Origin of the sequence: Pseudomonas antarctica, from assembly GCF_001647715.1 — a bacterium.
Lineage (GTDB): Bacteria > Pseudomonadota > Gammaproteobacteria > Pseudomonadales > Pseudomonadaceae > Aquipseudomonas > Aquipseudomonas antarctica_A.
In genome coordinates, this window is the sequence record NZ_CP015600.1 from 3,247,252 (window position 1) to 3,269,365 (window position 22,114).

The following is a 22,114-nucleotide window of genomic DNA, read 5'->3' on the forward strand; positions in this document are numbered from 1 at the left end:
CCTGAGTGTAGGTAGTTTCCGAGGCTACCCACACGCCATTCAGACGCCTAACTTGGATGTCTCCGCCGCTGCGCAGTCAGGTTGTTGAATGCCCCTCTCGCAGAAGCGGAATCTGCAATTACCTCTTTGGGAGCACTGAGATGAAAACGGACAAACAACTGAAAAATGACATTCTCGCAGAGCTGCGTTGGGAACCCTCGGTCAATGCCGAGCAAATCGGAGTTGAGGTCAAGGACGGCATTGTGACGCTAGCCGGGCATGTCGACAGTTTTGTTGAGAAGTGGGCTGCCGAGAAAGCCGCGAAGAAAGTCTCTGGCGTGCGCGCACTGGCCGTAGAAATGGATGTGAAACTCCCGAGCCTGAGCCAGCGCAATGATGCCGATATCGCGCGTTCGGCCGACAGTGCCTTGGAGTGGACAACCTATCTGCCTAGAAACACGATCAAGATCCAGGTTGAGAGTGGCTGGGTGACCTTAGACGGTGATGTGGAGTGGGAATATCAGCGTCGGGCGGCCCTGAGCGCCGTGCGCAATCTGATGGGTGTCAAAGGCATCAACAACAACATCGTGATCAAGTCAAAAGTAACGGCCAACGGTGTAAAGGCAGACATCATTGATGCGCTCAAACGCCGTGCAATTACGGACTCACAAAAAATCGTAGTGGATGTGCACGGTTCAGATGTGACGCTCTCAGGAACTGTCGACAACTGGGCTGAGCGCGATTTGGCGAGGCATTCTGCCTGGAGCACGGCGGGTGTCCAGAACGTACAAAACAACATCATCGTCGCGTACTGACGCTTAACTAGCACAGGGCGACGCAGCGCCCAACCAGAGCGCTCCCATTGGTTATTGCCTTTGAGGTGCTTTTTGCCGAACTCCATCGGCGTGCGTGATCTCAAGGGAAAGGCATTCATCATGGCGTATACAAGCGTAAATCCCAGCGACGGCCGCTTGTTGGAAAGCTTCGAGCAAATCAGTGATGAGGCTCTGGAGGCAAAACTGGCGGCCGCGCAGCGATGCTTTCAAAGCTGGAAGCACACCTCTTACACGGCACGTGCCGCGATCATTGGCAGGGCCGCTGATCTGATGCGTTCCAGGGCAGACGAATTTGCCCGGCTAGCGACCTTGGAGATGGGAAAACGCATCAGTGAGGCACGCGGCGAGGTGAGCTTCAGCGCGGACATACTGGACTACTACAGGGAAAACGCTGAGCGCTTTTTAATGCGCCGTAAGCTTCATCCTGAAGAGGGTGAGGCACACATTGAAAGCAGTCCTATTGGGGTGATTTTCGGAGTGGAGCCTTGGAACTTTCCCTACTATCAGCTGGCGCGTGTGGCGGGGCCGCATTTGATGGCAGGCAACGTGCTGCTGGTTAAGCATGCCGGCTGTGTGCCGCAGTGCGCGATGGCTTTCGAGGCGTTATTGATCGAGGCCGGTGCACCTGTGGGGCTTTACACCAACCTGCTGATATCCCACGAGCAGTCGGACAGCGTAGTCGATGATCCAAGAGTCAAAGGCGTTGCTCTGACCGGTAGCGTCCCTGCGGGCCGCAGTCTCGCGGCTAGAGCAGGGGCCAACCTCAAGCCTTCGTCAATGGAACTGGGCGGCAGCGACGCCTTTATTGTTCTGGAAGACGCCGACATGGACCTCACCGTCAAATGGGCAGTGTGGGGCCGCATGTACAACTGTGGGCAAACCTGCTGCGCCGCTAAACGGTTCATCGTGGTCGAGGACGTCGCCGATGTCTTTATCCAGCGCTTCAGGGCAGCACTGGCGGAGCTGGAGCCCGGCGACCCGATGCACGAGAGCACAACGCTCGGCCCCTTGTCGACAGAGTCGGCCCTGCAACAGCTGCTCGTCCAGGTAGACGATGCAGTTTTTTCCGGCGCAGAGGTGCTGCTAGGCGGTGGTCGAATTCATCGTCCCGGTTCGTATATGAGTCCCACCATCCTGACCAATATCACACCGGACAATCCGGCGTACAAAGGCGAATTTTTTGGCCCTGTGGCGCTGTTTTTCCGAGTCAAGAATGAAGAAGCGGCCATCGCGCTCGCCAACGACTCAGACTTCGGCCTGGGCGGCTCGGTATTTACCGAGGACGTGGGCCGCGGACTGCGAGTCGCCAGCCGAGTGGACACCGGCATGATGTTCATCAACAACATCAGTTGGTCTGATGCCGAGTTGCCTTTTGGCGGGATCAAAAACTCCGGTTACGGGCGTGAACTTGGCGATATAGGCATCCAGGCCTTCGTCAACAAGAAACTGGTGCGTTATGTCGATATCGACGCTCCGGTTTAATCGCCCGCGGAGCTCACCGCTTATGCGGCCGGCCCAAGGAATTGCGCAAAAAAAGGATGTCCCTATGACTCAAACAATGCAAGCCGCCGTCGTTGAACAATTTGGTCAACCGCTGGTGCTCAAACGTTGTGATATTCCAACGCCTGGGCCCGGCCAGATCCTGGTTCACACAGAAGCCTGCGGGGTCTGTCATACCGACCTACATGCGGCGCGGGGCGACTGGCCGCTGAAGCCCGGGTTGCCCTTTATCCCAGGGCATGAAGGTATCGGTATCGTGACGGCGCTGGGGCAAGGTGTAACTAGTGTCAAGGAAGGCGAACGGGTCGGGGTGCCCTGGTTGTATTCGGCCTGCGGGCATTGTGAATACTGTCTCAGCGCGTGGGAGACGGTCTGTGCCCAGGCGCAGTTCGGGGGGTACACCCAGAATGGTGGGTTCGCCGAATACATCCTGGCCGACCCGAATTACGTGGCCCACATCCCTGAGGTGTTATCAGCCTGTGAAGCTGCACCGATCATTTGCGCGGGCGTTACGACTTACAAGGGCATCAAGGAGACAGCCACCCGGCCAGGCCAATGGTTGATCGTCTCCGGCGTCGGCGGCCTAGGCCACCTAGCGGTGCAGTACGCCAAAGCCATGGGGCTGAGAGTTTGCGCCGTGGACATCGACGACCAGAAGCTGGCACATGCCACACGCCTTGGGGCCGATGCGGTGGTCAACGCCAAACAGAACGACCCCATCGAGGCTGCGATCAAGGCCACCGGGGGCGGTGCCCACGGCGTGCTGATTACCGCGCCGTCCCTGAGTGCCTTCCGCCAAGGCGTGGGCATGACCCGCAAGCACGGCACCTGCGTACTGGTGGGGCTACCCCCAGGTGAATTCCCGCTGCCTTTGTTCGAGGTAGTTGCCAACTGCATCACCGTTCGTGGCTCGTTTGTCGGCAATCGTCAGGACATGGCCGAAGCGCTGGACTTCGCGGCCCAAGGCAAGGTTAAAGCCGACATTGAATTGCAACCACTGTCAGCGATAAACCAGGTTTTCGAGCGCCTTGAACACGGTGATGTGCCCTCGCGGGTGGTCATAGATTTCGGTGCTGTATGAGAGAGTAAAGTGCATGAACAGGTTGAGTTCAGGGGCTGATGCGATCAGCCAGACCGCCTTGCTATCTGTGCGACAGATGGCTGAGGCTGATCGTTTATCGGTAGCGGCTGGCGTGTCGTCTTTCGAGTTGATGGGCAATGCCGGTGCGGCTGTGGCGCACGAGATTGAAACCCGATGGACGCCCAGGCCGCTGCTTGTGCTATGCGGGCCAGGCAACAATGGCGGGGATGGGTTCGTCACCGCGCACCTGTTGGCAGAGGCCGGCTGGCCGGTGAGGGTGGCCATGCTGGGTAGTCGTTTCAGCCTTCAGAATGAAGCAAGGCAACATGCACAACGCTGGAGTGGCGAAGTTGAAGCGCTCAGCCCATCAGTACTTCAAGGTGCCGAATTGATCGTCGATGCGCTCTTTGGTGCCGGCCTCAGCCGTCCACTTGAAGGGCAGGCGCTCGATACATTGGCTGCAGCTGGCCAGGGTTGTGTGCCGATTGTTGCGATTGATACGCCCAGCGGCGTCATGGGCGATACGGGCGCCGCGCTGGGCGCAGTACCGGCGGTGCTGACCGTGACGTTTTTGCGCAAAAAGCCCGGCCACCTGCTGCTACCAGGTCGAGACCTGTGCGGCGAAGTTGTGGTTGCCGATATCGGCAATCCTAAATCGGTGCTTGATTCCATCACACCGCGGGCCTTCGAGAATGATCCGGCGTTGTGGCTGGCCGAACTGCCGCGAGCGCAGGCCGACACCAATAAACATAGCCGCGGACATGCCTTGGTATTCGGCGGTTACCCGATGACCGGGGCCGCCCGCATGGCCGCCAGAGGTGCTGCAAGGGCCGGTGCGGGCCTGACGACGATTGCCGTGCCTGACATAGCACTGCCCGTTTACGCCGCGACGCTCAATAGCATCATGGTGCAGCCCTGGGTAACCCCGGAAGACTTTGGTCACCTGCTAAACGGCAGCCGTTTTTCCGCGTGGTTAATCGGTCCCGGTGCCGGCGTTAACAAAGATACGTTCGGCCACGTGTTGGCGATGCTCGCAACCGGTCGCCCCACGGTGATTGACGCTGATGCAATTACGGTCTTTCAGGATGACCCCGAAGCTTTGGACCGTGCGATACGGGGGCCTTGTGTGCTGACACCCCATGACGGTGAATTCTGCCGAATATTTGACGCCTCCGGCGACAAGCTGACCCGCACCCGAGCCGCAGCCCTTCGTTGCTCATCGGTCGTTGTGCTTAAGGGCAGTGACACCGTGATCGCAGCGCCTGATGGTCGCGCAATCATCAATACCAATGCGCCTTCGTCATTGGCGACTGCCGGTTCCGGCGACGTATTGGGTGGCATCATTCTGGGTTTGCTCGCCCAAGGAGTATCGGCTTTTACCGCTGCGGCAGCTGGTGTCTGGTTGCATGGGGCGGCGGCGGCCGAATTTGGTCCCGGGTTATTGGCAGAAGATTTGCCCGATATGCTCCCGGCGGTACTCCGTCGGCTGTACAGCTGCGGGGAGGCCCATCATGTACGCGATGGTATTGAATAAGGTTGGTAGCCCGCTGCAGTGGACCCATTTGCCAGATCGGGAGCCTGGAGTGGGCGAAGTGCGTGTAAAGGTTAGTGCCTGCGGTGTATGCAGGACCGACTTGCATGTGGTGGACGGCGAACTTCCAAACCTTCGATTACCGATTACCCCGGGCCATGAAGTGGTCGGCAGAGTCGACGCCATCGGCCTCGGCGTCAAAGGGCTGACCATCGGTGAGCGTGTCGGAATTCCCTGGCTGGGGCACACCTGTGGGGTGTGCCCGTACTGTCTCAACCATCAAGAAAACCTGTGTGATCACCCAGCGTTTACTGGTTACACCCGAGCGGGTGGTTTTGCCACCTCGGTGATTGCAGACGCCCACTATGTGTTTACCCTGGGCGAGGAGGGGACGGATGCCTCACTGGCGCCGCTGTTGTGTGCCGGGCTTATAGGCTGGAGGGCCTTACAGATTGGTGGCGAGGGCAAAAAAATTGGCCTTTACGGTTTTGGCGCTGCCGCGCATATCGTGGCCCAAGTGGCGGTATGGCAGGGACGCTCAGTGTTTGCTTTCACCCGTCCCGAAGACACTTCGACTCAAGCATTCGCACTGCAACTGGGCGCCTGTTGGGCGGGAGCTTCCGATCAAATGCCGCCTGAAAAGCTGGACGTGGCGATTATCTTCGCAACGGCGGGCGAACTGGTGCCCCTCGCATTAAAAGCCGTGCGCAAAGGCGGGCGGGTGGTCTGTGCCGGCATCCATATGAGCCCGATCCCCGAGTTTGCCTACGAGTTGTTGTGGGGCGAGCGCTCGTTGGTGTCAGTGGCCAACCTGACACGTCAGGACGGTATCGATTTTCTGCGATTGGCGCCTGAAATAGGCATCGTCACCCACACCACGTCGTACCCCCTCACCCAAGCCAATCAAGCACTCGAAGATTTGCGCTCAGGCAAGTTCGAAGGCGCCGCTGTCTTGGTGCTCGACTCCACTCTTTCACTTCCTGATAGGGCAGCCCGTCATGATAAATGACTATGCGGTAGAACAAATTCTTGCGGGGCTCGGTCACGAACCTCCCGACGAGCATTGGATAGAGGCCTTGAACAACGATACCCATGTGCTGATTCGGCCCTTGCACCCACAAGATCGTGGACGTGAGTTCACATTTATTCAACAGCTTGGAGCGGAGTCGTTTCGCACACGTTTTTTTGGGGTGATGGGGCAACCAGATGTCTCGCTGCTGGACCAAATGATGGATGTGGACCACTTCAACCGTATGGCATACATCGCAATGGTTCATGAGAATGGCCAGCTAACGGAAGTTGGAATAAGTCGCTATGACGCGACTGCCGGTAACCCACAGTGTGATTGCACGGTAGTTGTCGCGGACCGCTGGCAACGTCAGGGCATGGGAACGCTGTTGATGGGTCACCTGATCCTTGCGGCCAAACGGAATGGGTTCAAAAAAATGATGTCGGTCCACCAGGTCAACAACTTTGGTATGCATCGCCTCGCCCGGAGCCTCGGATTTCATTGCCGATATCCGGCCACTGGCGATGACGAAATCATTTATGAACTCGAGCTGTCGCCTACCTTTGGGTAGCGCCTCATTCGACGCCGCCGGAGTGTGCACGATGCTAATCAATACTGAACGAACAAGACCTGTTACGTCGTTTCCCTTACGCGCCTACGACCCGGTCAAGAACCTTGATCAATCCGCTATTTATGAGGCGTTTTTGTCGCTCGAGCGCTCTGAGGCGGAGTGTGAGCGTTTCGATGAATTAATCACCCACACAGTGCGCATTAACAAAGGCGCCGAGCTTTACCACGCGGGCGGGAATTCACAATATTTATATTTTGTGCGGCACGGTAGTTTTAAAACCGTTCTTGTCAGCGATCAAGGGTTCAGCTTGGTAACGGGATTTACCATGTCCGCAGAACCATTGGGCCTGGAAGCCATTACGGGAGAGTTGCATTTATGTTCGGCGGTGGCACTGGAGGACAGTGAGGCGTATATGATTTCTTATCGGCGGCTCGAAAGTCTGGCGCGCGAGTTGCCCGCTTTGCGCTTGAACCTAAGCAGGATGCTCAGTCGAGAGATCACCCACGGTCAAAACAGGCTGTTCGCACTGGGGCACTACAACTCAGAAGAACGCTTGGCGATCTTCATGCTAGGGCTGTCCAAACGCTTTGCAGAACGGGGCTACTCCGCGCACCGTTTTCTGCTGCGCATGTCACGTGAAGACATTGCCTTGTCTATTGGCGTAAGGTCCGAAACGATTTGCCGGGCGATTGCGCGTCTGCGCGAGCTTAGCTTAATCACGGTTGAAGGGCGCAGCGTCGAGATCCTGGACATAGTCCGACTAAAAGCGTTTTGCCAACGCAGTCATACAAGCCGGTCAGCGTGACCCACCGCTCGGTCAATACAGACCTGAGTAGATGTACGTATGACGCTTAACTAAGCGCGTATCGCCCAACCTGCATGCACACCCTATCCACGCCCTGCACTCAGTATGCATGAGTAGTTTCCGACGCTGTGCGTGTTTGCACCCTCACCCTATGATGGCGATGACATTAAGTACTTCGGGGAAGCGTGACCTTGGCTGCCAATCAAACTCCAGACATAAACTCCTGGAAGGTGGGTAAAAAACCCAGCAGTCAACATTCCTCTCGTTAGGGTTAATGCCATATGGGCGGTGTTGCAGGCGCACGCAGCCATTTGGGCCCTGCGCGCGAGGCCGCCAAGGAAGTGTAAAGCAGCTTGCACTGGATCGTCTTTCCTGTGGCTTATGCCGTGTCGGGCATATTGCTGACGGTACTTGGCTACTTTGCGGTGGTACTGGCTCACTAGCAGTTCGACTCCTGCGCGAGGATAACTGACAAGGATCAAGTTATCCGGGCCAGAAACGCTCAGTCTGGAGTCTTATTCATGCAGCCGAGGTGCACCATGTCCTATACACAGCGCTTACTGTTGATTGCCCCGGCTGCCATGATCCGAACGGCGGCGTTCGACCGGGCGAATGCGTTGGCTAAAGCCATGCAGCTACCGTTGCATATCGTCGCATTTGATTATCTACAGGCCTTGGCGGTGGCGGGACTGTTCGCTCCCGAACAAATGAACCAGGCCAGGGATGGGTTTCTGCAGACCCGTGGCCAGTGGCTGGAGAAGCAAGCCGAGCAGGCACGCCAGCAGGGCATTCGTGCCACAAGTGAAGTGATCTGGATTAAACACCCTTACGAAGAAATCCTACAATTTGTCAACGAGACACAACTGGCCCTGATTATCAAAGATGCCGAGGAAGAGTCTGTGTTGAAGCGCATCTTCTTCACACCGCTGGACTGGCAGTTGCTGCGCAATTGCCCCGCGCCGGTTCATCTTGTGACCAACAGTCTCAACCCACTCCCACGCAATGTGCTTGCTATCGTTGATCTGTTGCGCAGTGAAGAACAAGACATTGTGTTTAACGACCAGATCATCGACGCCGCTGTGAAGTTGGCCGACCAGTGTGATGCCAGGCTTGAGCTGGTCCACGTGTATGACTGGACGGCCGTATACGCCCAAGACATGGGCTATGGCGCGCTGCCGTTGGCAACCGGGATTTATGAAGCGTTGGGCGTGGCCCAGCGTGAGGCGTTCGCGGCCCTGTGCGAGCGGCATGGCGTACCTGTGGAATGTCGCCACTTCATTGAGGGCATACCGCTGATGAATATTTGTGAGTTCGCCACCGACCATCATACCGATGTCATCGTGATGGGAACCGTACAGCATAGAGGCCTGAAAAAACTGTTGGGAACCACTGCCGAACAGCTCTTGCATCAGGCGCCGTGCAGTGTGCTGGCGGTAAAGCCCGGGCGAGTATTGTAGTCATGAATACTAATGTTTTGCTTGTGACGAGGGAGGTGCGTCGTGTTTGAGCCAGAGCGTTTAATGCTGGTTGCTCCGCCCCTGATGACCCGCAGCCCTGCCTTTGAGCGCGCAACAGCGCTCGCCCTGGCCAAGGGAGCGGCGCTGCATATCGTCGCATTCGACTATTTGGACGGGCTTGCCAGCGCAGGGCTTTTTTTTGACGAGCTCGCACTGAAACACGCGCGTGAAAGTTACCTGATGCTCCATCGCCAATGGCTGGAAAAACAGGCTGATTCCATCCGTCATCAAGGCGTGCGCGTGACTACCCAGGTGGTGTGGGCGCCTCGCCCGCATGAAGAAATCATGGTGCATGTGCGGGAGATAAAACCGTCGATGGTGATCAAGGACCTTGAGCATCTGTCCTGGCTGACGCGTGCTTTGTTTACCCCGTTGGATGTGCGCCTGCTGCATGATTGCCCAGCACCCTTGCACCTTGTTTCGAAAGTGGCCCATGCACTACCGCGCAAGATTCTCGCAGCCGTTGACCCATTCGGCCCCGATGAGCACTTTGCGAAGGTCAATGACACGATCATTACGGGGGCCGAGAGGCTGGCGGCACAATGCGGTGCGCAGTTGCATCTGCTCTATGCCTACGACCTAAGCTACATTTATGCATCGGAAGGGTTGATGGACTTTTCATCGAGCCTGGCGCAGACCTTGTATGAAACCGAGGAGCACGCATTCGACCAATTGACCGACCGCTTTGGTGTACCGCAAGCGTGCAAACATTTGCTTATGGGCAACCCGGCGAAGGTGATCAAGGACTTCGCTCAGTCTGAGGGTATTGATGTAATTGTGATGGGAACCGTGCATCGCGACCGGCTCAACGCTTTGCTGGGCAGTACCACGGAACAAGTGGCGCATCACTTGCCCAGCAGCCTGTTGACACTCAACCCGCGAATCTACGAGCGATAAAAAGCCTGCACAGCGCTGCCGGCAAACCGGGGTGTCTTTCTGTAATTCATTCATCGGCGCCACTCATCAGGGGCACGACATGTCGGCACCTATCCCAATAATCGGCGCAGCTCATTCTTCGCTAGTCGATGAGGCCGCTCACTACAACCGCCCAGCGCTTTGGATGACCTGGCTACTGGGGGCTGCGATGCTGGCGGCGGTAATTGGGCTCGCGCTGCACTTTACCGATGCAGAATCCTTCGCCGGATTGCTGACCCAGGTCCAACCGCTGTGGCTGGCCGCCGCGGTGGCAGTGCAATTGCTCACCTATGTCGCCCAGGGGCAGATTTTTCGCAGCGTATTGAAAGCCGGTGCGCAACAACTGTCGTTGTGGCAAGCGGGCAAGTTGAGCCTGATCAAATTGTTCGTCGATCAGGCCCTGCCATCGTCCGGGATCAGTGGGGCATTTGCAGTGGTGGCGTCCTTTACCCGCCTAGGCTTTGCCAGGCCGGTGGTGCTTGCGTGCCTGGTGTTGGACCTTTCCGGTTACTTTCTTGCCTACGTGCTGTCCGTTGGGGTTGCGTTGCTGGTGCTGATGTTCCAGGGGCATGCGACAGCAACGGTGACCACGTTATGCCTGGTATTTATTGCGGTCAGCCTGGCGCTAGCCGTTCTAGCGCCGAGACTGGCGGGCAATGCCAAGCTCGCCGCTCACCTGCCGGGACAACGTTTTGCCCTGATCCGCAAAAGTATTTCACTGATCACCGGCGCCGATACGCAGTTGGTAGGCAACTGGGGGTTGTTGTGCCGGGTGACCTCGCTCGAACTGGCAATCATCCTGCTCGACAGCGTGACATTTTGGTTGCTGGTTCTGGCGCTAGGAGTGTCAGTCGACCCGATAGGGTTGTTTGCGGGGTTCATGCTCGCCAGCGTCTTGCGCAGTATTGGCATTGTCCCCGGGGGGCTGGGTGCGTTCGAAGCAGCAGCCGTATTGAGCCTGCACTGGGTGGGGGTGGAAATTGCTGTTGCACTGTCGGCAACGCTGCTGTTTCGCGGCCTGACATTCTGGCTGCCGATGTTGCCTGGCCTTTGGTTGGCGCGCAGTCAGTGGCAGCCCACGGCAAAGATCGCTCAAACTCAAGCGCAGGCGGACTACTGGAGCCGCCCGGTCAGCGACGTACTGGATGCGTTGCACAGTACCACCGAGGGTTTAAGCAGTGCACAGGCTCTAGCGCGGATGAGCACTGCACAGGCCCCTGCAGTGAAGAACTCACGAGGTCTGCCAAGGCTGGTGCTTGAGCAGATGTGTACCCCATTGGTGTTGATCCTGATTGTGGGGGCATTGGTGGCGCTGATCATCGGCGACTGGCTCGACGCGGCCATTGTGTGGTGCATTGTGCTGATCAGCGCAGTGCTCAGCGCGTGGTATGAAAATCGCGCCAATACCGCGGTTGAACAACTGCGGCAGAAAATCGCTTTACGGGCGACGGTATTGCGCGATGGCGTACACCTTGACGTCGCAGCCAGCAGCGTGGTGCAAGGCGACGTCCTGGTACTGAGCGCGGGTAGCCTGATTGCCGCGGATGGGCGTGTGCTGCAAGCGATCGATTGCTTCGTCAGTGAAAGCTTATTGACCGGCGAAACCTTTCCAGTAGAGAAAGCTCCAGGACAAAGCGCGCCGGATGCCGCCCTTGGCCAACGTCACAATTGTGTGTTTATGGGCACTTCGGTTCGCAGCGGCACTGCACAGGTGCTGGTGACACGCCATGCTCAAGACAGCGAAATGGGCAACATCACCCGAACGCTGTCGCTGCGACCACCGCAGACCGAATTTGAACGTGGACTACGTCATTTCGGCGGTTTACTGCTGCGGGTCATGCTGGTCATCACGATTCTGGTGTTTGGCATCAATATTCTGCTGGATCGTCCGCCCCTCGATACGTTGTTATTTGCCATCGCCTTGTCCATCGGGCTGTCCCCCGAGCTGCTCCCGGCAATTCTGAGCATCACATTGGCCAAAGGCGCCCAACGCATGGCCGCCAAAGGCGTCATCGTGCGTCACCTCAACGCTATCGAAAACCTTGGGGCGATGGATGTGTTGTGTACCGACAAGACCGGCACCTTGACCCGGGGCGTCGTTGTGCTGGACGGTGCCATGGGTGTGCAAGGCGTTGCGGATCCAGACGTGCTGCAACTGGCGGTATTAAATGCCAGTCTGCAAACCGGCATGCGCAACGCTATGGACGATGCAATCACCTTGGCCGGCAAGGACTTGCCGAACGACCTGAAGGTGACCAAACGCGATGAGATCCCTTATGACTTCGTGCGCAAACGCCTCAGTGTCGTGGTGGGCAACGCGCCCGAGGCCAGTCTGTTGATGGTGACCAAGGGCGCGCTGGACAACGTGCTTCAGGTCTGCACCCAGTTACGCAGTGGCGCGCAGACTGCAGCACTGGATGAAACAGCCCTCAAGGCGATTCGTCAGCGTTTCGCCGACTGGAGTGAGCAGGGTTTTCGAGTACTGGGCGTCGCCAGCCGTGTGCTGCCAGAGCAGGCGCACTATGGTAGGGAGGACGAGAAGGAGCTAACGTTTCGAGGCTTCCTGTTGTTCTTCGACCCACCCGAGCCCGGCGTGAAAGATACCCTGGCAACCCTAGAAAAACTCGGCGTGCAGGTCAAGATCATCAGTGGTGACAGCCATTTGGTTGCCCGCCATGTGGCGCAAGCCGTGGGTCTACCGGTGCAACGCGTGATCACGGGAGCGCAATTGGATGCCATGAAAGACGAGGCGCTGATGAACCTGGCGCCCTTGACAGCGCTGTTCGCCGAAGTTGATCCGAATCAGAAAGAGCGCATCATCCGTGCCTTGCAGAAAACCGGCCACGTGGTGGGCTATATGGGTGACGGCATCAATGACGCGCCCGCGCTCCAGACCGCCGACATTGGTATTTCGGTGGACAATGCCGCCGACGTAGCCAAACAGGCCGCCGACTTTGTCCTGCTAAAACACGATCTTGATGTGTTGCGCGAAGGCATAGAGGAGGGCAGGCATACCTTCGCCAATACCCTCAAGTACATTTCCATCGTTTCCAGCGCTAATTTTGGCAACATGATCAGCATGGCTCTGGCGTCGCTGGCCTTGCCCTTTCTGCCGTTGCTGGCCAAGCAGATTCTGCTGAACAACTTCCTCTCCGACATCCCGTCGATGGCCATCGCCAGCGACAATGTGGACCGGGAATGGGAACAGACGCCTCATCGCTGGGACATGAAGCAGATACGCAACTTTATGGTGGTGTTCGGCCTGCTCAGCTCGATATTTGACTTGCTGACGTTCGTGGCCTTGTACCTGTGGGTCGGCATGGTCCCTGAGTTATTTCGCAGCGGTTGGTTCGTCGAGTCGTTGCTGACCCAACTGCTGACGATCTTCATCGTGCGCACCTCAAAACCGTTTTATCGTAGCAAACCAGCGACTTGGTTGATGGTTAGCGCGCTGGTCATCGGCCTATTGACCTTAGCGCTGCCCTACAGCCCGGCCGCAAGCTGGTTTGGACTGGTACCGCTGCCACTACCGATCCTCGTAACCGTGTTAAGCATCAGCCTGTGCTACATGGCAGCGGCCGAAGTTCTCAAGCGCGTATTTTATCAACGTGACCGCCAATCCCGCTCCTTGCAGCGGCGACCGGCTTGAATGCTCAGTTCAGCGCTAATCGATACACGACTTGCGTCGCATCCAGCGGGTCGCGATGACTGTCAAAGCCCAGTTCTAGCGCCAAACCGCGCATGTGAGTGTTCACCGCTGAGTCCATTGACATCATGGACTCAAAACCATTGAGGCGTGCCGCATCGATCAAGTGTTGCATCAGCCGTTTGCCCAGGCCTTTGTTTTGCCATTGATCGGCAACTACCACCGCCGATTCGCACTGAGTGTCGCCCTCGGCCGAGGCATAACGCGCCACGCCGATCTCGATCAAGTGTCCACCGTCCATGAACAGTGCGACATACGCCATCTGTTGCGGGCTGTTGACGGCCATCAATTGATTCATCAGGGCGTTACCTGGCTCAGTGATGCTGCATAGAAAGCGAAAATGCCGTGACTCGGAAGAAAGGTTCTTGATGAAGGCGAATTCGCGCTCTCGATCTTTGGCTTCCAACGGGCGAATGAGTACATGGGTACCGTCCTTCAAAGGGTCGATCCAATGATCGGTTTGAACGTCCGACATAGTGGGGGTGCTGTTTGAGGCGTTATGGGGTAGGGCGGTCATGGTGAGATTCCTCGTCAATCGTAAATACCACTGAAACGAAGCTGCCTCTCTTGTGTACCCCTCAGATGTCGGGTGTTTCTGATTTAGGTCAAGACTGCCAGCTTATTGGCGATCAAACTGACCATTGGTTGTTCGAGCGTGCCGTTGTCAGGCGTTGGCGGCTTGGGTAAGAGGGTTCATTCACGAGGTGCATCATGACTGACGATTCACGCCATGTGCTGCTGGTCCTGAATGCGGGGTCGTCGGGTATCAAGTTTTCGCTTTACCAGACGGACATTGTTACCTGGCGCGGACCTGAATGCCTGGGCAGCGGGAGTTTCAACGTTCATCAGGACACCGAGCACCTGATCTTCAAGCTCACGGGCGCCCAAGCACGAAAGGAAGAACAGTGGCCTCGCAACGACGCCTCGCCGCCAGGCGGAACCTTGTTCAATCTGATGAACTGGATTGAGCGTCATTACGCTTGGCAAATCTGTGCAGCGGCCCATCGTGTGGTTCATGGCGGAGATCGTATTGAGGTGGCGCAACGGGTCGACGACTCGGTGATGGCTGAACTCCAAGCGCTTATCCCGATGGCGCCCCTTCATCAGGCCCAGTGCCTAGCGCCAATCATCTATCTGGCGCATGAGCACCCAGGCCTGGCGCAGTTCGTGTGTTTCGACACTGCATTCCACCACACCCTCGACACGGTGGAAGTGACCTACGGACTGCCCCGTGCGTTGACCGCGCAAGGCTTGCGCCGCTATGGCTTTCATGGTTTGTCCTACGAATACATCGCCAGTATTCTGCCCCGATACGACAAACGAGCGGCGAAGGGCAAGACCATCGTCGCCCACCTGGGCAACGGTGCCAGCCTGTGCGCGATGCATAACTGTGTCAGTCAGGCAACTAGCATGGGCTTCTCCACACTGGACGGGGTACTCATGGGCACTCGGCCTGGGCATCTCGACCCGGGCATCTTGCTCTACTTGATGCGTGAACGCGGCATGAGCGTTTCGTCCCTGGAACACCTGCTGTACCACGAGTGCGGGCTCCTGGGTGTGTCAGGGGGAATCTCCAGCGACATGCATGTATTGCAGACCAGTGAAGCGCCTGAAGCCAAGGCGGCGGTTGCTTTGTTCGTACGCAGCGTTGTGCGTGAGATTGGAGCGTATGCGGCCGTATTGGGCGGGGTAGATGCGTTGGTATTTACGGGCGGCATCGGTGAAAACTCCACCCCGGTGCGCACCGCGATTCTTAACGGTTGCCAATGGTTGGGTGTGCGGCGCGATAAGAGTGAGGCAAATGAGTTATCAGGCTGCCTGTCGATGCCTGATAGCCCTGTGTCGGCCTGGGTCATACCCACTGACGAAAATCTGATCATGGCCCGACATGCCTTGCGACGGCTTCACAGCCTTTCCTGTAACTGACCCCTTCATAGCAGCGGACGGCAAGGAGGAGGAAAGTACCTCGTCTTCGTTAGCCAACCGATGGGGAGGGGGTGACTGGCCTATTGCGACATTACCCTTCGGTCGAAGAAATACTTTTGCATGGTAGGATTTTAGAGGAAGAGCGGTTTGACTTAATGATCGAACCGTTTTTGACTTCCAAAGCTGTCGATTGATCCTTTGCGAGTACACGAGCAGTCCGTAGAGCTAGCCAGCAGCTCGCGGCCGGAGGTACCAGATGAACCCGTGCGGGGTGCCGTATACGCGCCGGTCACCATTGAGGGCTCAGCAGCTTGCATTGCCAAGTTACGGTCAACGCAAGCTGACCACGTCATGAAATCGCGGAAAGGTAATTTACAAACATTGTCCACGTTGTATCTGCAAAATGGCTTCGGCGGTCTGTATTCGTACGATCTGTCAGATACAGATGTGGTCCTAAGGCGAGGGAATTTCGAAATTGAGCATTTTGGGGCGATGCTGTTCTAAATTTGCGCGCATTCAATGGGGGGGACCGAGAACTTCGTGGGAAAAGTCTCGAATTTCCGCAGTCGCGAGGAACACTAACAGTTAAGTAGTTCCATCATGACACATCATTTAACATAATATACATTATGCGAACCTTTCTATGCGGCCTGGGGGGCTCTGGTGGTCAGATTATTTGATCTGCACCCATCACCGCCTCGATGCAGGCTTCAGCCTTTACTGATTGCGCGTAATCATATCCAGCATACGGTCACTGCCTTTGAGATATCCCGTGAGTTCGCCATCGTCTTTTTTGAATTTGATGCCGACGACCTCATCTCCAAGTTTTGTCAGGCTGATCGATGCTCGTATGACTTCATGTGGATGCGAGACAACCGCAGCCGACTTGCCTTTTTGGAGGGAGACTTCATTGACAGTCTGCTCGAACAGATTGCGTTCAGAGTCATACGACCAAGAGGACTTCTGGATTATCTTCTGCGAGGTGTCCTGATCGCCGACCATCAGGTAGTCCGTTGCCGCACCATTTTCATCCAGGACCAGCAACGCCATACCTTTGGAATTTCCCTCATTCAGGTTGATGTACCAAACGCCGTACAGATCCTTTTTTTCATAGTGAACAGCTGTGCTGCTGGGCAATGTTTCGCTGGCCATGACTGCACCTGAAGGAATTGACAGCGAAGCCAATAGCAGCGCGGCAATCTTAATATGCTTTCTCATCTCAACCTGATGTCCTTTCAGAAAAGCTCGACGGCGCCGAGGTACCTTAAAATAAAAGGTATTACCTTAAGGCAATTCTGCAAAGTTGCCCACGATAATCCTGACGCCCGTTCGCACGCAGTCTTAATTCAGCCATCCACGCGCATAATGACCGCGGCTCCTAAACCAGATGACCTTCCCTCCTCTTTAATAGCCATTATTTATAACTAAACTAAATAGACATTTAGTTTAGTTATTCTTTAAAGGCATTAATAGGCTGCATACCTGCCTTATGTCCCATCGATGAGGTGTCTGTATGCCTGCCCTCCTTGATAACGTGACGTGCCAGTTCTGCAGATACCCTTCCCTGGCTCATTTATTAGGCCTGTACATAATCAAATACATCGTGCCGTGGAAGTCGAGCCGTTAGCGAGTCAGTACCATTGCCAGGAAGGCCTCCATCGTCTTTACAGATAGTCTTGTTTAACAGCTTTTCACAACCGCTCGGGACACACTTGGAGGATTATCCAAGCCGTCTTTAACGTTGCTGAAGGAGCGAGCCATGTCAGTTGAAAGCGTGGGGAAAAATACGGTGCCCAAGCAAGGCGATAGCGGCTCGGTCTTCGATGCTGCACTCAACGGTGCCTGGAAAAACGAGTGGACACGGCGCGAGGCGGCGCGCGACCAGGCCAAGGCATCGGGCAATGAAGCGTTGGCGCAACACTTCCAAAACGAACTGGATGTCCTGAAACTGATGATGCCGGAGGGTGTGCCAAGCGACACTACGCCACCCTTGGCAGGTGCCAGCGAATCAGAACCTTCGAAAAGCTCGGTGCTGGACACAGCACCACCTCTGCCAACTTCGAAATCATTGCCGACCCCATCGAACGCCGTTGCTGAGCGCCCCAAGGATGTGCCGACAGGTAACACGCTGAACTTCACCAACGAGCGTGACACGCCGATGACTATCGTGTTCACCGCCAATGCCGGCCAGCCCCTTGTTCCCTCCGTCACACTCAAACCCGGCGAAACACTGGCGCAGTCTTTCCCCGAAGGTTGGTCGGGTAACTTCCGCTCCTCGACCGGCGATGGCGTCAACGCCACACTTGGCGAAGTGGCTTTCAATGGTGGAGCGGACGGTAAGCAGACTTTCTACGACGTCAGCTATATCGAGGGCAACAACGCCCGTATGACCATCGAACCGAGCTCGGGCGGCCCGGTGTCCGGCACACTGAAGGACATCGTGAGCGGCGCACCCGACAGCATCAAGGCGCGGGATGAGCACGGCAATGTCTACGGGCTGAAGAAAACCACCAACGCGCAAGTCATCAACGATTCGGTGGTCAGCTACTACCGTGCCGCAGTCGGTGACGGCGAGGGGTACGTCGTGCCTAAGGATGACGCGAGCACGCTCGGCTCCAACTCCAACAGCCTTAACGTGCGAATTGCTTGATTGGGTTGCGCCCATACACGTCTAAAATCGCCCTATGTAAAAAAGCTGGCCCTTGAGGCCAGCTTTTTCTCGGCTGGCAAAAGCTGAAGCTGACCGCCGCCGTAAGGACTGCAAGTACATACTAGACCGGAGACCCTTCAGTAACCGCTCGCCGCCGTCATCGCCCCACCCACGATCGCAATCCCTGAACTGCTGCCCAAGCGCGTCGCCCCGGCTTCAATCATTTTCACCGCCGTCGGGTAATCACGCACCCCACCGGATGCCTTGACCCCAACCCCGGCGCCTACGGTTTTGCGCATCAGTGCCACGTCTTCGACCGTGGCGCCGCTTCGGCTGAACCCGGTAGACGTCTTGACGAAAGCCACACCCAAGTCCCGGCAGATTTCGCACGCCTGGACCTTCTGTGCGTCGTCGAGCAGGCAGGTTTCCAGGATGACCTTCAACGGTACGGTGCCGCAGGCCTTGTGCACCACGGCAATATCATCGCGCACCGCGTCCAGCAGCCCTTCCTTCAACCAACCGATATTGAGCACCATGTCGATCTCCCCTGCCCCGGCGGCAATCGCCCGTGCGGCTTCAAATGCCTTGCTGTCACTCAGGCCCGCGCCCAGCGGGAAGCCCACCACCGCACAAATCACCACGGTATCGTCGGTCAGGCACGACGCGGCGTAAGGTACCTGTCCCGAATTCAGGCACACCGAATAAAAGCCGTGTTCCTGGGCTTCCTCGCACAAGGTGCGAATCTGCTCACGGGAGGCGTCGGGAGCCAGCAAAGTGTGATCGATGTACTTTGCCAATGCTGCGGGTTGAAGAGTGTTCATTTAACGGGCCCTTGCCTGTATGTTGCCAATGATCGTGTGCCGCTTGTCACAGCGCTCACAATAATACGTTACAATAGTCACACTTAATGTTGCTTATTTAACAACAACAATCAAGCCCTGGAATACTCGTGGACAGTAAAAAAGCCGAGCGACTCAAGCTTATCCAACAAGCCTTGCAGGACCAGAACGCCATTCACCTGAGGGAAATGGCAGCGTTGCTGGACGTTTCCGAGATGACGCTGCGCCGTGATCTCAATCACTTCAGCGATCACCTGCGACTGTTGGGCGGCTACATAACCCGGGGCGGCAGTGAGGTCAGCGAATACCGGGTCGCCGACCAAGGCACGCGCCACGTCGAAGAGAAGCGCCGCATCGGCAAACTCGCTGCCGGTTTGATACAGCCCGGTGACACGGTCTTCTTCGACTGCGGCACCACCTCGCCCTTCGTCATTGACTTCATCCCCGATGAGCTGGAGTTCACGGCCGTGTGCAGTTCGTTGAACGTGCTGCTCAAGTTGCATAACAAGCCCAACTGCCACATCGTCTTGTGCGGCGGCACCTTTCACCGCAAGAACCAAGTATTCGAAAGCAGCGCCGAAAGCAGCATTCTCGACAGCGTGCGCCTGACGTGGGCCTTCGTGACTGCGGCAGGTGTCAGTCAGGAATTCGGTGTGACATGCTTCAACTTCAATGAAGTCGAGGTCAAGCAAAAGGTCCTGCGCCAGGCCCAGCAACGCGTGTTGCTCGCCGACTTCAGCAAGTTCGACACGGTGCGCACCGCTCATTTCGCCAGCCTGGAAGATTTCCAGTACGTGGTGAGCGACAAGAAAATTCCCCGCGCCTATAAAGAAGTCATCCAGGCCCGCGGTGCGCAATTGCTGGTTTAACCCAACAACCTCTGCCGTTCCTTCTTATTCAAATAGCCGGTGGTCACGCTGAACGAGGCGCTCGCCCCGGCCGCCAGCTGCCTCACGTGGCCTTTGGCTTTCTCAGCGTTGTAGCCCTCGGGCTCGCAGGTCGACGGCAGCACGAACGCGGCCACTTGCTGATCCGGTGTGTGCAGGACCCAGCGTGCGGCGTGCTCGAATTGCTCGGGGCGATAACGGGTGTAGAACGCGGCGCCATCGGGATGCTCGAGCAGAAAGTGCGCGTGGCCGCTGGCGTCGGTGCCGACGCCGTCGAGGAAAAACACAATTTCAGGGTCATACAGCGCAGGCGCTTCGAGGCAGGCCAACTGGGCGGGATGCTCGGCCAGTTGCGCCATGTAGGCACTCCACTCGGGTGTCGGCTTGACGTGGTCCGGCACACTGGTCCGCAGGCGCAGACGCTGCATGCCCAGCGGCTCGACGAACCGGGCACCGTCCACATAGGCGTAGTTCATGTGGGCCATGTACATCAGGTCCATGGGCTTGCCGGCCAGGTTCGTCACATCCATCTCGATATCGAACAAGGCCGAATCAGCGCGCAGTGTCACGCTGGGGCAGGCCCGGTAGCGATCGCCGAACCCCTTGGCATATTCATATGACCCGCCCAGGCGTACAAAGCCCTCGCCCAACTCCAGCCAGGCGGTGTCCATAGGCGCGCAGGGCATTTCGCCGTGCAAGGCATGCGTGTCATCCGGCGCCGGGCAGCCGTTGCGCAGCAAGCCACTGTGAAACATGAAACAGCCATAGGTATCAATGACCGTCGGGCTCGGCCGGGGCTGCTCGAACAGGTTGCGCATGGTCAGGTCGCACCCCTCGAACACGGCCGACCAGATCATCTGCCCTTGATAAGGCAGCACCACCAGGCGTCCACGGCTGTTCTCCAGGCTCAGGGCCAACACACCGGACGGGTAGGTCCAGGCACTGACCTTGAAATCCTCAGACTGCAAAAGGATCTTTTCCTGCTCGCCAAACACCGCACGATGCAGCGCGATACGCGTGTTCATGAGGCCACCGCCGCTGCCGCGCCCGCTGGCAAGGTGTCTGACTGGCGTAGGCATTTGACTGCGTACATCACGATCACGATAAAGCACAGCAACGGTACGCTGTAGGCCAGTTGCATGTTGCCGCCGCTGGCATCGGACAACAGGCCCTGGAAGATGGGGATGACCCCGCCACCGACGATGCTCATCACCAGCAATGAACCACCGACGCCGGTGTCTTCACCCAGGCCATCGATGGTCAGGCCGTAAATGGTCGGCCAGCATGGGCCGAGAAAAATACTCACGCCAACCGCTGCATACACCGCCGAAATGTTCGGCACCAGAATCGTGTAGGCCAGCAGCACAATGCACAGCACGCCGTAAATCGCTAACACTCTGGCCGGGTGCAGCCTGCGCATCAACAGGTTGGCGATCATCTTGCCAACAAAGTACGCCGCAAAAGTGGTCAGCAGAAACCACGAGGCGCTGCGTTCATTCATACCGCCCATTTGCATGGCCAGGCGAATGGTAAAACTCCACACACCCACCTGCGCGCCTACATAGAGAAACTGCGCCAGTACACCAAAGGTAAAACGCGGGTTACGCAACAGCCGCCCCAGGCTTTGACGCAGGCTGCCAGGCTTGCTGCCGGCAGGCTTGTTGCCCTTGCACGCGGGGAACCGGGTAATGGCGATCAGGATAAACATCAGCACCAGTACAGCGATCATCCATTTGTACGGCAGCAACGTGGACTGGATCATTTGCAACTGCTGCACCGCCGCCTCGGAGGCGCTCATTTGCTTCAGTTGTTCAGTGGTGGCGTCGGAGTCCTTGAACATCACAAAGCTGCCCACGTACACCCCGGCCATCGCGCCGAATGGGTGAAAGGTCTGCGAGATATTCAAACGTCGCGTCCCGGTTTCCCGTGGGCCCATCAGCGTCGAGTAGGTGTTGCACGCGGTTTCCAGGAACGACAGGCCGGCGGCAATCACAAACAGTGCCAGCAGGAACATGCCGTACTTGGCGGTGGAGGCCGCCGGAAAAAACAGCAGGCAGCCAAACATGTACAACAACAGCCCGATCAGAATCGTGCTCTTGTAGCTCAAGCGACGCACCACCATCGCGGCCGGAATCGCTACAAAAAAATAGCCCAGGTAAAACGCCGACTGCACGAAGGCGGTCTGGAAATCACTGAGCAAAAACGCTTTCTTGAAGTGTGCGATCAGCACGTCGTTCATGCTCGCGGCGGCTGCCCACAGCGCAAAGATGCTGCACAGCAGGATAAAGGCGAACCAGGGCGTGCGGTTCAGGTAGAAACCGTCGGGGGTTTGTTGCAGCGCAGGTTTGTTCATTATTGTTCT

The 22,114-nt window shown here is 57.1% G+C and carries 18 protein-coding genes; 13 read left to right on the plus strand and 5 right to left on the minus strand.

Features of this window, described 5'->3' with window-relative positions; translation table 11 throughout:
- Positions 1 to 140 precede the first annotated feature (140 nt).
- The 10 genes from A7J50_RS14645 to mgtA all read left to right on the plus strand — a co-directional run bounded on the left by A7J50_RS14645 (position 141) and on the right by mgtA (position 13,393).
- Positions 141 to 794 (plus strand): BON domain-containing protein, encoded by a 654-nt coding sequence (locus tag A7J50_RS14645; protein ID WP_064452450.1) that lies wholly within the window; start codon positions 141 to 143, stop codon positions 792 to 794.
- 72 nt (positions 795 to 866) lie between these two features.
- Positions 867 to 2,297: an NAD-dependent succinate-semialdehyde dehydrogenase gene (locus tag A7J50_RS14650; RefSeq protein ID WP_335707177.1), complete on the plus strand. Its 1,431-nt coding sequence runs from the start codon at positions 867 to 869 to the stop codon at positions 2,295 to 2,297.
- A 64-nt stretch (positions 2,298 to 2,361) separates the two neighbouring features.
- Positions 2,362 to 3,396, plus strand: a complete 1,035-nt coding sequence (gene adhP / locus A7J50_RS14655) for an alcohol dehydrogenase AdhP (RefSeq protein WP_064452451.1) — start codon at positions 2,362 to 2,364, stop codon at positions 3,394 to 3,396.
- Positions 3,397 to 3,409: 13 nt separating this feature from the next.
- Positions 3,410 to 4,930 carry a bifunctional ADP-dependent NAD(P)H-hydrate dehydratase/NAD(P)H-hydrate epimerase gene (locus A7J50_RS14660; protein ID WP_064452452.1) on the plus strand — a complete coding sequence of 507 codons (1,521 nt, stop codon included), beginning with the start codon at positions 3,410 to 3,412 and terminating at the stop codon, positions 4,928 to 4,930.
- A complete protein-coding gene (locus A7J50_RS14665) occupies positions 4,908 to 5,936 on the plus strand; it encodes a zinc-dependent alcohol dehydrogenase family protein (RefSeq protein ID WP_064452453.1) in 1,029 nt (342 codons plus the stop codon). The genes A7J50_RS14660 and A7J50_RS14665 overlap by 23 nt, the downstream gene beginning before the upstream one ends.
- Entirely contained in the window at positions 5,926 to 6,507 is a 582-nt protein-coding gene (locus tag A7J50_RS14670; protein WP_064452454.1) for a GNAT family N-acetyltransferase, read from the plus strand. Before A7J50_RS14665 ends, A7J50_RS14670 begins: the two co-directional genes overlap by 11 nt.
- Positions 6,508 to 6,538: 31 nt before the next feature.
- Positions 6,539 to 7,312: a helix-turn-helix domain-containing protein gene (locus tag A7J50_RS14675; RefSeq protein WP_082895892.1), complete on the plus strand. Its 774-nt coding sequence runs from the start codon at positions 6,539 to 6,541 to the stop codon at positions 7,310 to 7,312.
- A gap of 539 nt (positions 7,313 to 7,851) precedes the next feature.
- A complete protein-coding gene (locus A7J50_RS14680) occupies positions 7,852 to 8,769 on the plus strand; it encodes a universal stress protein (RefSeq protein ID WP_064452455.1) in 918 nt (305 codons plus the stop codon).
- A 63-nt stretch (positions 8,770 to 8,832) separates the two neighbouring features.
- A complete protein-coding gene (locus A7J50_RS14685) occupies positions 8,833 to 9,726 on the plus strand; it encodes a universal stress protein (RefSeq protein WP_064452456.1) in 894 nt (297 codons plus the stop codon).
- A 163-nt stretch (positions 9,727 to 9,889) separates the two neighbouring features.
- Positions 9,890 to 13,393 carry a magnesium-translocating P-type ATPase gene (gene mgtA / locus A7J50_RS14690; RefSeq protein ID WP_237140845.1) on the plus strand — a complete coding sequence of 1,168 codons (3,504 nt, stop codon included), beginning with the start codon at positions 9,890 to 9,892 and terminating at the stop codon, positions 13,391 to 13,393.
- Positions 13,394 to 13,397: 4 nt separating this feature from the next.
- Here mgtA and A7J50_RS14695 read toward each other — a convergent pair whose 3' ends face one another.
- A complete protein-coding gene (locus A7J50_RS14695) occupies positions 13,398 to 13,967 on the minus strand; it encodes a GNAT family N-acetyltransferase (protein WP_064452458.1) in 570 nt (189 codons plus the stop codon).
- A 194-nt stretch (positions 13,968 to 14,161) separates the two neighbouring features.
- On the opposite strand from A7J50_RS14695, the gene A7J50_RS14700 reads away from it, so the two are divergent.
- Positions 14,162 to 15,376 carry an acetate/propionate family kinase gene (locus A7J50_RS14700; RefSeq protein WP_064452459.1) on the plus strand — a complete coding sequence of 405 codons (1,215 nt, stop codon included), beginning with the start codon at positions 14,162 to 14,164 and terminating at the stop codon, positions 15,374 to 15,376.
- A gap of 717 nt (positions 15,377 to 16,093) precedes the next feature.
- Here A7J50_RS14700 and A7J50_RS14705 read toward each other — a convergent pair.
- Positions 16,094 to 16,594, minus strand: coding sequence for a hypothetical protein (locus A7J50_RS14705; RefSeq protein ID WP_156526283.1), 501 nt, complete (start codon positions 16,592 to 16,594; stop codon positions 16,094 to 16,096).
- 541 nt (positions 16,595 to 17,135) lie between these two features.
- Here A7J50_RS14705 and A7J50_RS14710 point away from each other — a divergent pair.
- The gene (locus A7J50_RS14710; RefSeq protein WP_064452461.1) at positions 17,136 to 18,026 is read left to right on the plus strand and encodes a thaumatin family protein; all 891 of its coding nucleotides are present in this window, start codon (positions 17,136 to 17,138) and stop codon (positions 18,024 to 18,026) included.
- Positions 18,027 to 18,163: 137 nt separating this feature from the next.
- On the opposite strand, the gene deoC is transcribed toward A7J50_RS14710, so the two are convergent.
- Positions 18,164 to 18,847 carry a deoxyribose-phosphate aldolase gene (gene deoC, locus A7J50_RS14715; RefSeq protein ID WP_064452462.1) on the minus strand — a complete coding sequence of 228 codons (684 nt, stop codon included), beginning with the start codon at positions 18,845 to 18,847 and terminating at the stop codon, positions 18,164 to 18,166.
- A 128-nt stretch (positions 18,848 to 18,975) separates the two neighbouring features.
- Here deoC and deoR point away from each other — a divergent pair, with 128 nt between their 5' ends.
- Complete coding sequence (gene deoR, locus A7J50_RS14720) at positions 18,976 to 19,734, plus strand: DNA-binding transcriptional repressor DeoR (protein ID WP_064452463.1); 759 nt, start codon at positions 18,976 to 18,978, stop codon at positions 19,732 to 19,734.
- Here deoR and A7J50_RS14725 read toward each other — a convergent pair.
- Together A7J50_RS14725 and fucP are read right to left on the minus strand one after the other, a co-directional pair.
- Positions 19,731 to 20,777 carry an aldose 1-epimerase family protein gene (locus tag A7J50_RS14725; RefSeq protein WP_064452464.1) on the minus strand — a complete coding sequence of 349 codons (1,047 nt, stop codon included), beginning with the start codon at positions 20,775 to 20,777 and terminating at the stop codon, positions 19,731 to 19,733. The two genes, deoR and A7J50_RS14725, sit on opposite strands and share 4 nt — an antisense overlap.
- Entirely contained in the window at positions 20,774 to 22,105 is a 1,332-nt protein-coding gene (gene fucP, locus A7J50_RS14730; protein WP_064452465.1) for an L-fucose:H+ symporter permease, read from the minus strand. The genes A7J50_RS14725 and fucP overlap by 4 nt, the downstream gene beginning before the upstream one ends.
- Positions 22,106 to 22,114 lie beyond the last annotated feature (9 nt).

Coding starts and splice junctions, on each gene's coding strand:
- A7J50_RS14725 (WP_064452464.1), bottom strand. CDS start 20,777: ATGAACACGCGTATCGCGCTGCATCGTGCGGTGTTTGGCGAGCAGGAA.
- deoC (WP_064452462.1), bottom strand. CDS start 18,847: ATGAACACTCTTCAACCCGCAGCATTGGCAAAGTACATCGATCACACT.
- A7J50_RS14675 (WP_082895892.1), top strand. CDS start 6,539: ATGCTAATCAATACTGAACGAACAAGACCTGTTACGTCGTTTCCCTTA.
- A7J50_RS14665 (WP_064452453.1), top strand. CDS start 4,908: ATGTACGCGATGGTATTGAATAAGGTTGGTAGCCCGCTGCAGTGGACC.
- A7J50_RS14685 (WP_064452456.1), top strand. CDS start 8,833: ATGCTGGTTGCTCCGCCCCTGATGACCCGCAGCCCTGCCTTTGAGCGC.
- A7J50_RS14705 (WP_156526283.1), bottom strand. CDS start 16,594: ATGAGAAAGCATATTAAGATTGCCGCGCTGCTATTGGCTTCGCTGTCA.
- adhP (WP_064452451.1), top strand. CDS start 2,362: ATGACTCAAACAATGCAAGCCGCCGTCGTTGAACAATTTGGTCAACCG.
- A7J50_RS14670 (WP_064452454.1), top strand. CDS start 5,926: ATGATAAATGACTATGCGGTAGAACAAATTCTTGCGGGGCTCGGTCAC.
- A7J50_RS14660 (WP_064452452.1), top strand. CDS start 3,410: ATGAACAGGTTGAGTTCAGGGGCTGATGCGATCAGCCAGACCGCCTTG.
- A7J50_RS14645 (WP_064452450.1), top strand. CDS start 141: ATGAAAACGGACAAACAACTGAAAAATGACATTCTCGCAGAGCTGCGT.
- fucP (WP_064452465.1), bottom strand. CDS start 22,105: ATGAACAAACCTGCGCTGCAACAAACCCCCGACGGTTTCTACCTGAAC.
- mgtA (WP_237140845.1), top strand. CDS start 9,890: ATGACCTGGCTACTGGGGGCTGCGATGCTGGCGGCGGTAATTGGGCTC.
- A7J50_RS14680 (WP_064452455.1), top strand. CDS start 7,852: ATGTCCTATACACAGCGCTTACTGTTGATTGCCCCGGCTGCCATGATC.
- A7J50_RS14700 (WP_064452459.1), top strand. CDS start 14,162: ATGACTGACGATTCACGCCATGTGCTGCTGGTCCTGAATGCGGGGTCG.
- A7J50_RS14710 (WP_064452461.1), top strand. CDS start 17,136: ATGTCAGTTGAAAGCGTGGGGAAAAATACGGTGCCCAAGCAAGGCGAT.
- A7J50_RS14695 (WP_064452458.1), bottom strand. CDS start 13,967: ATGACCGCCCTACCCCATAACGCCTCAAACAGCACCCCCACTATGTCG.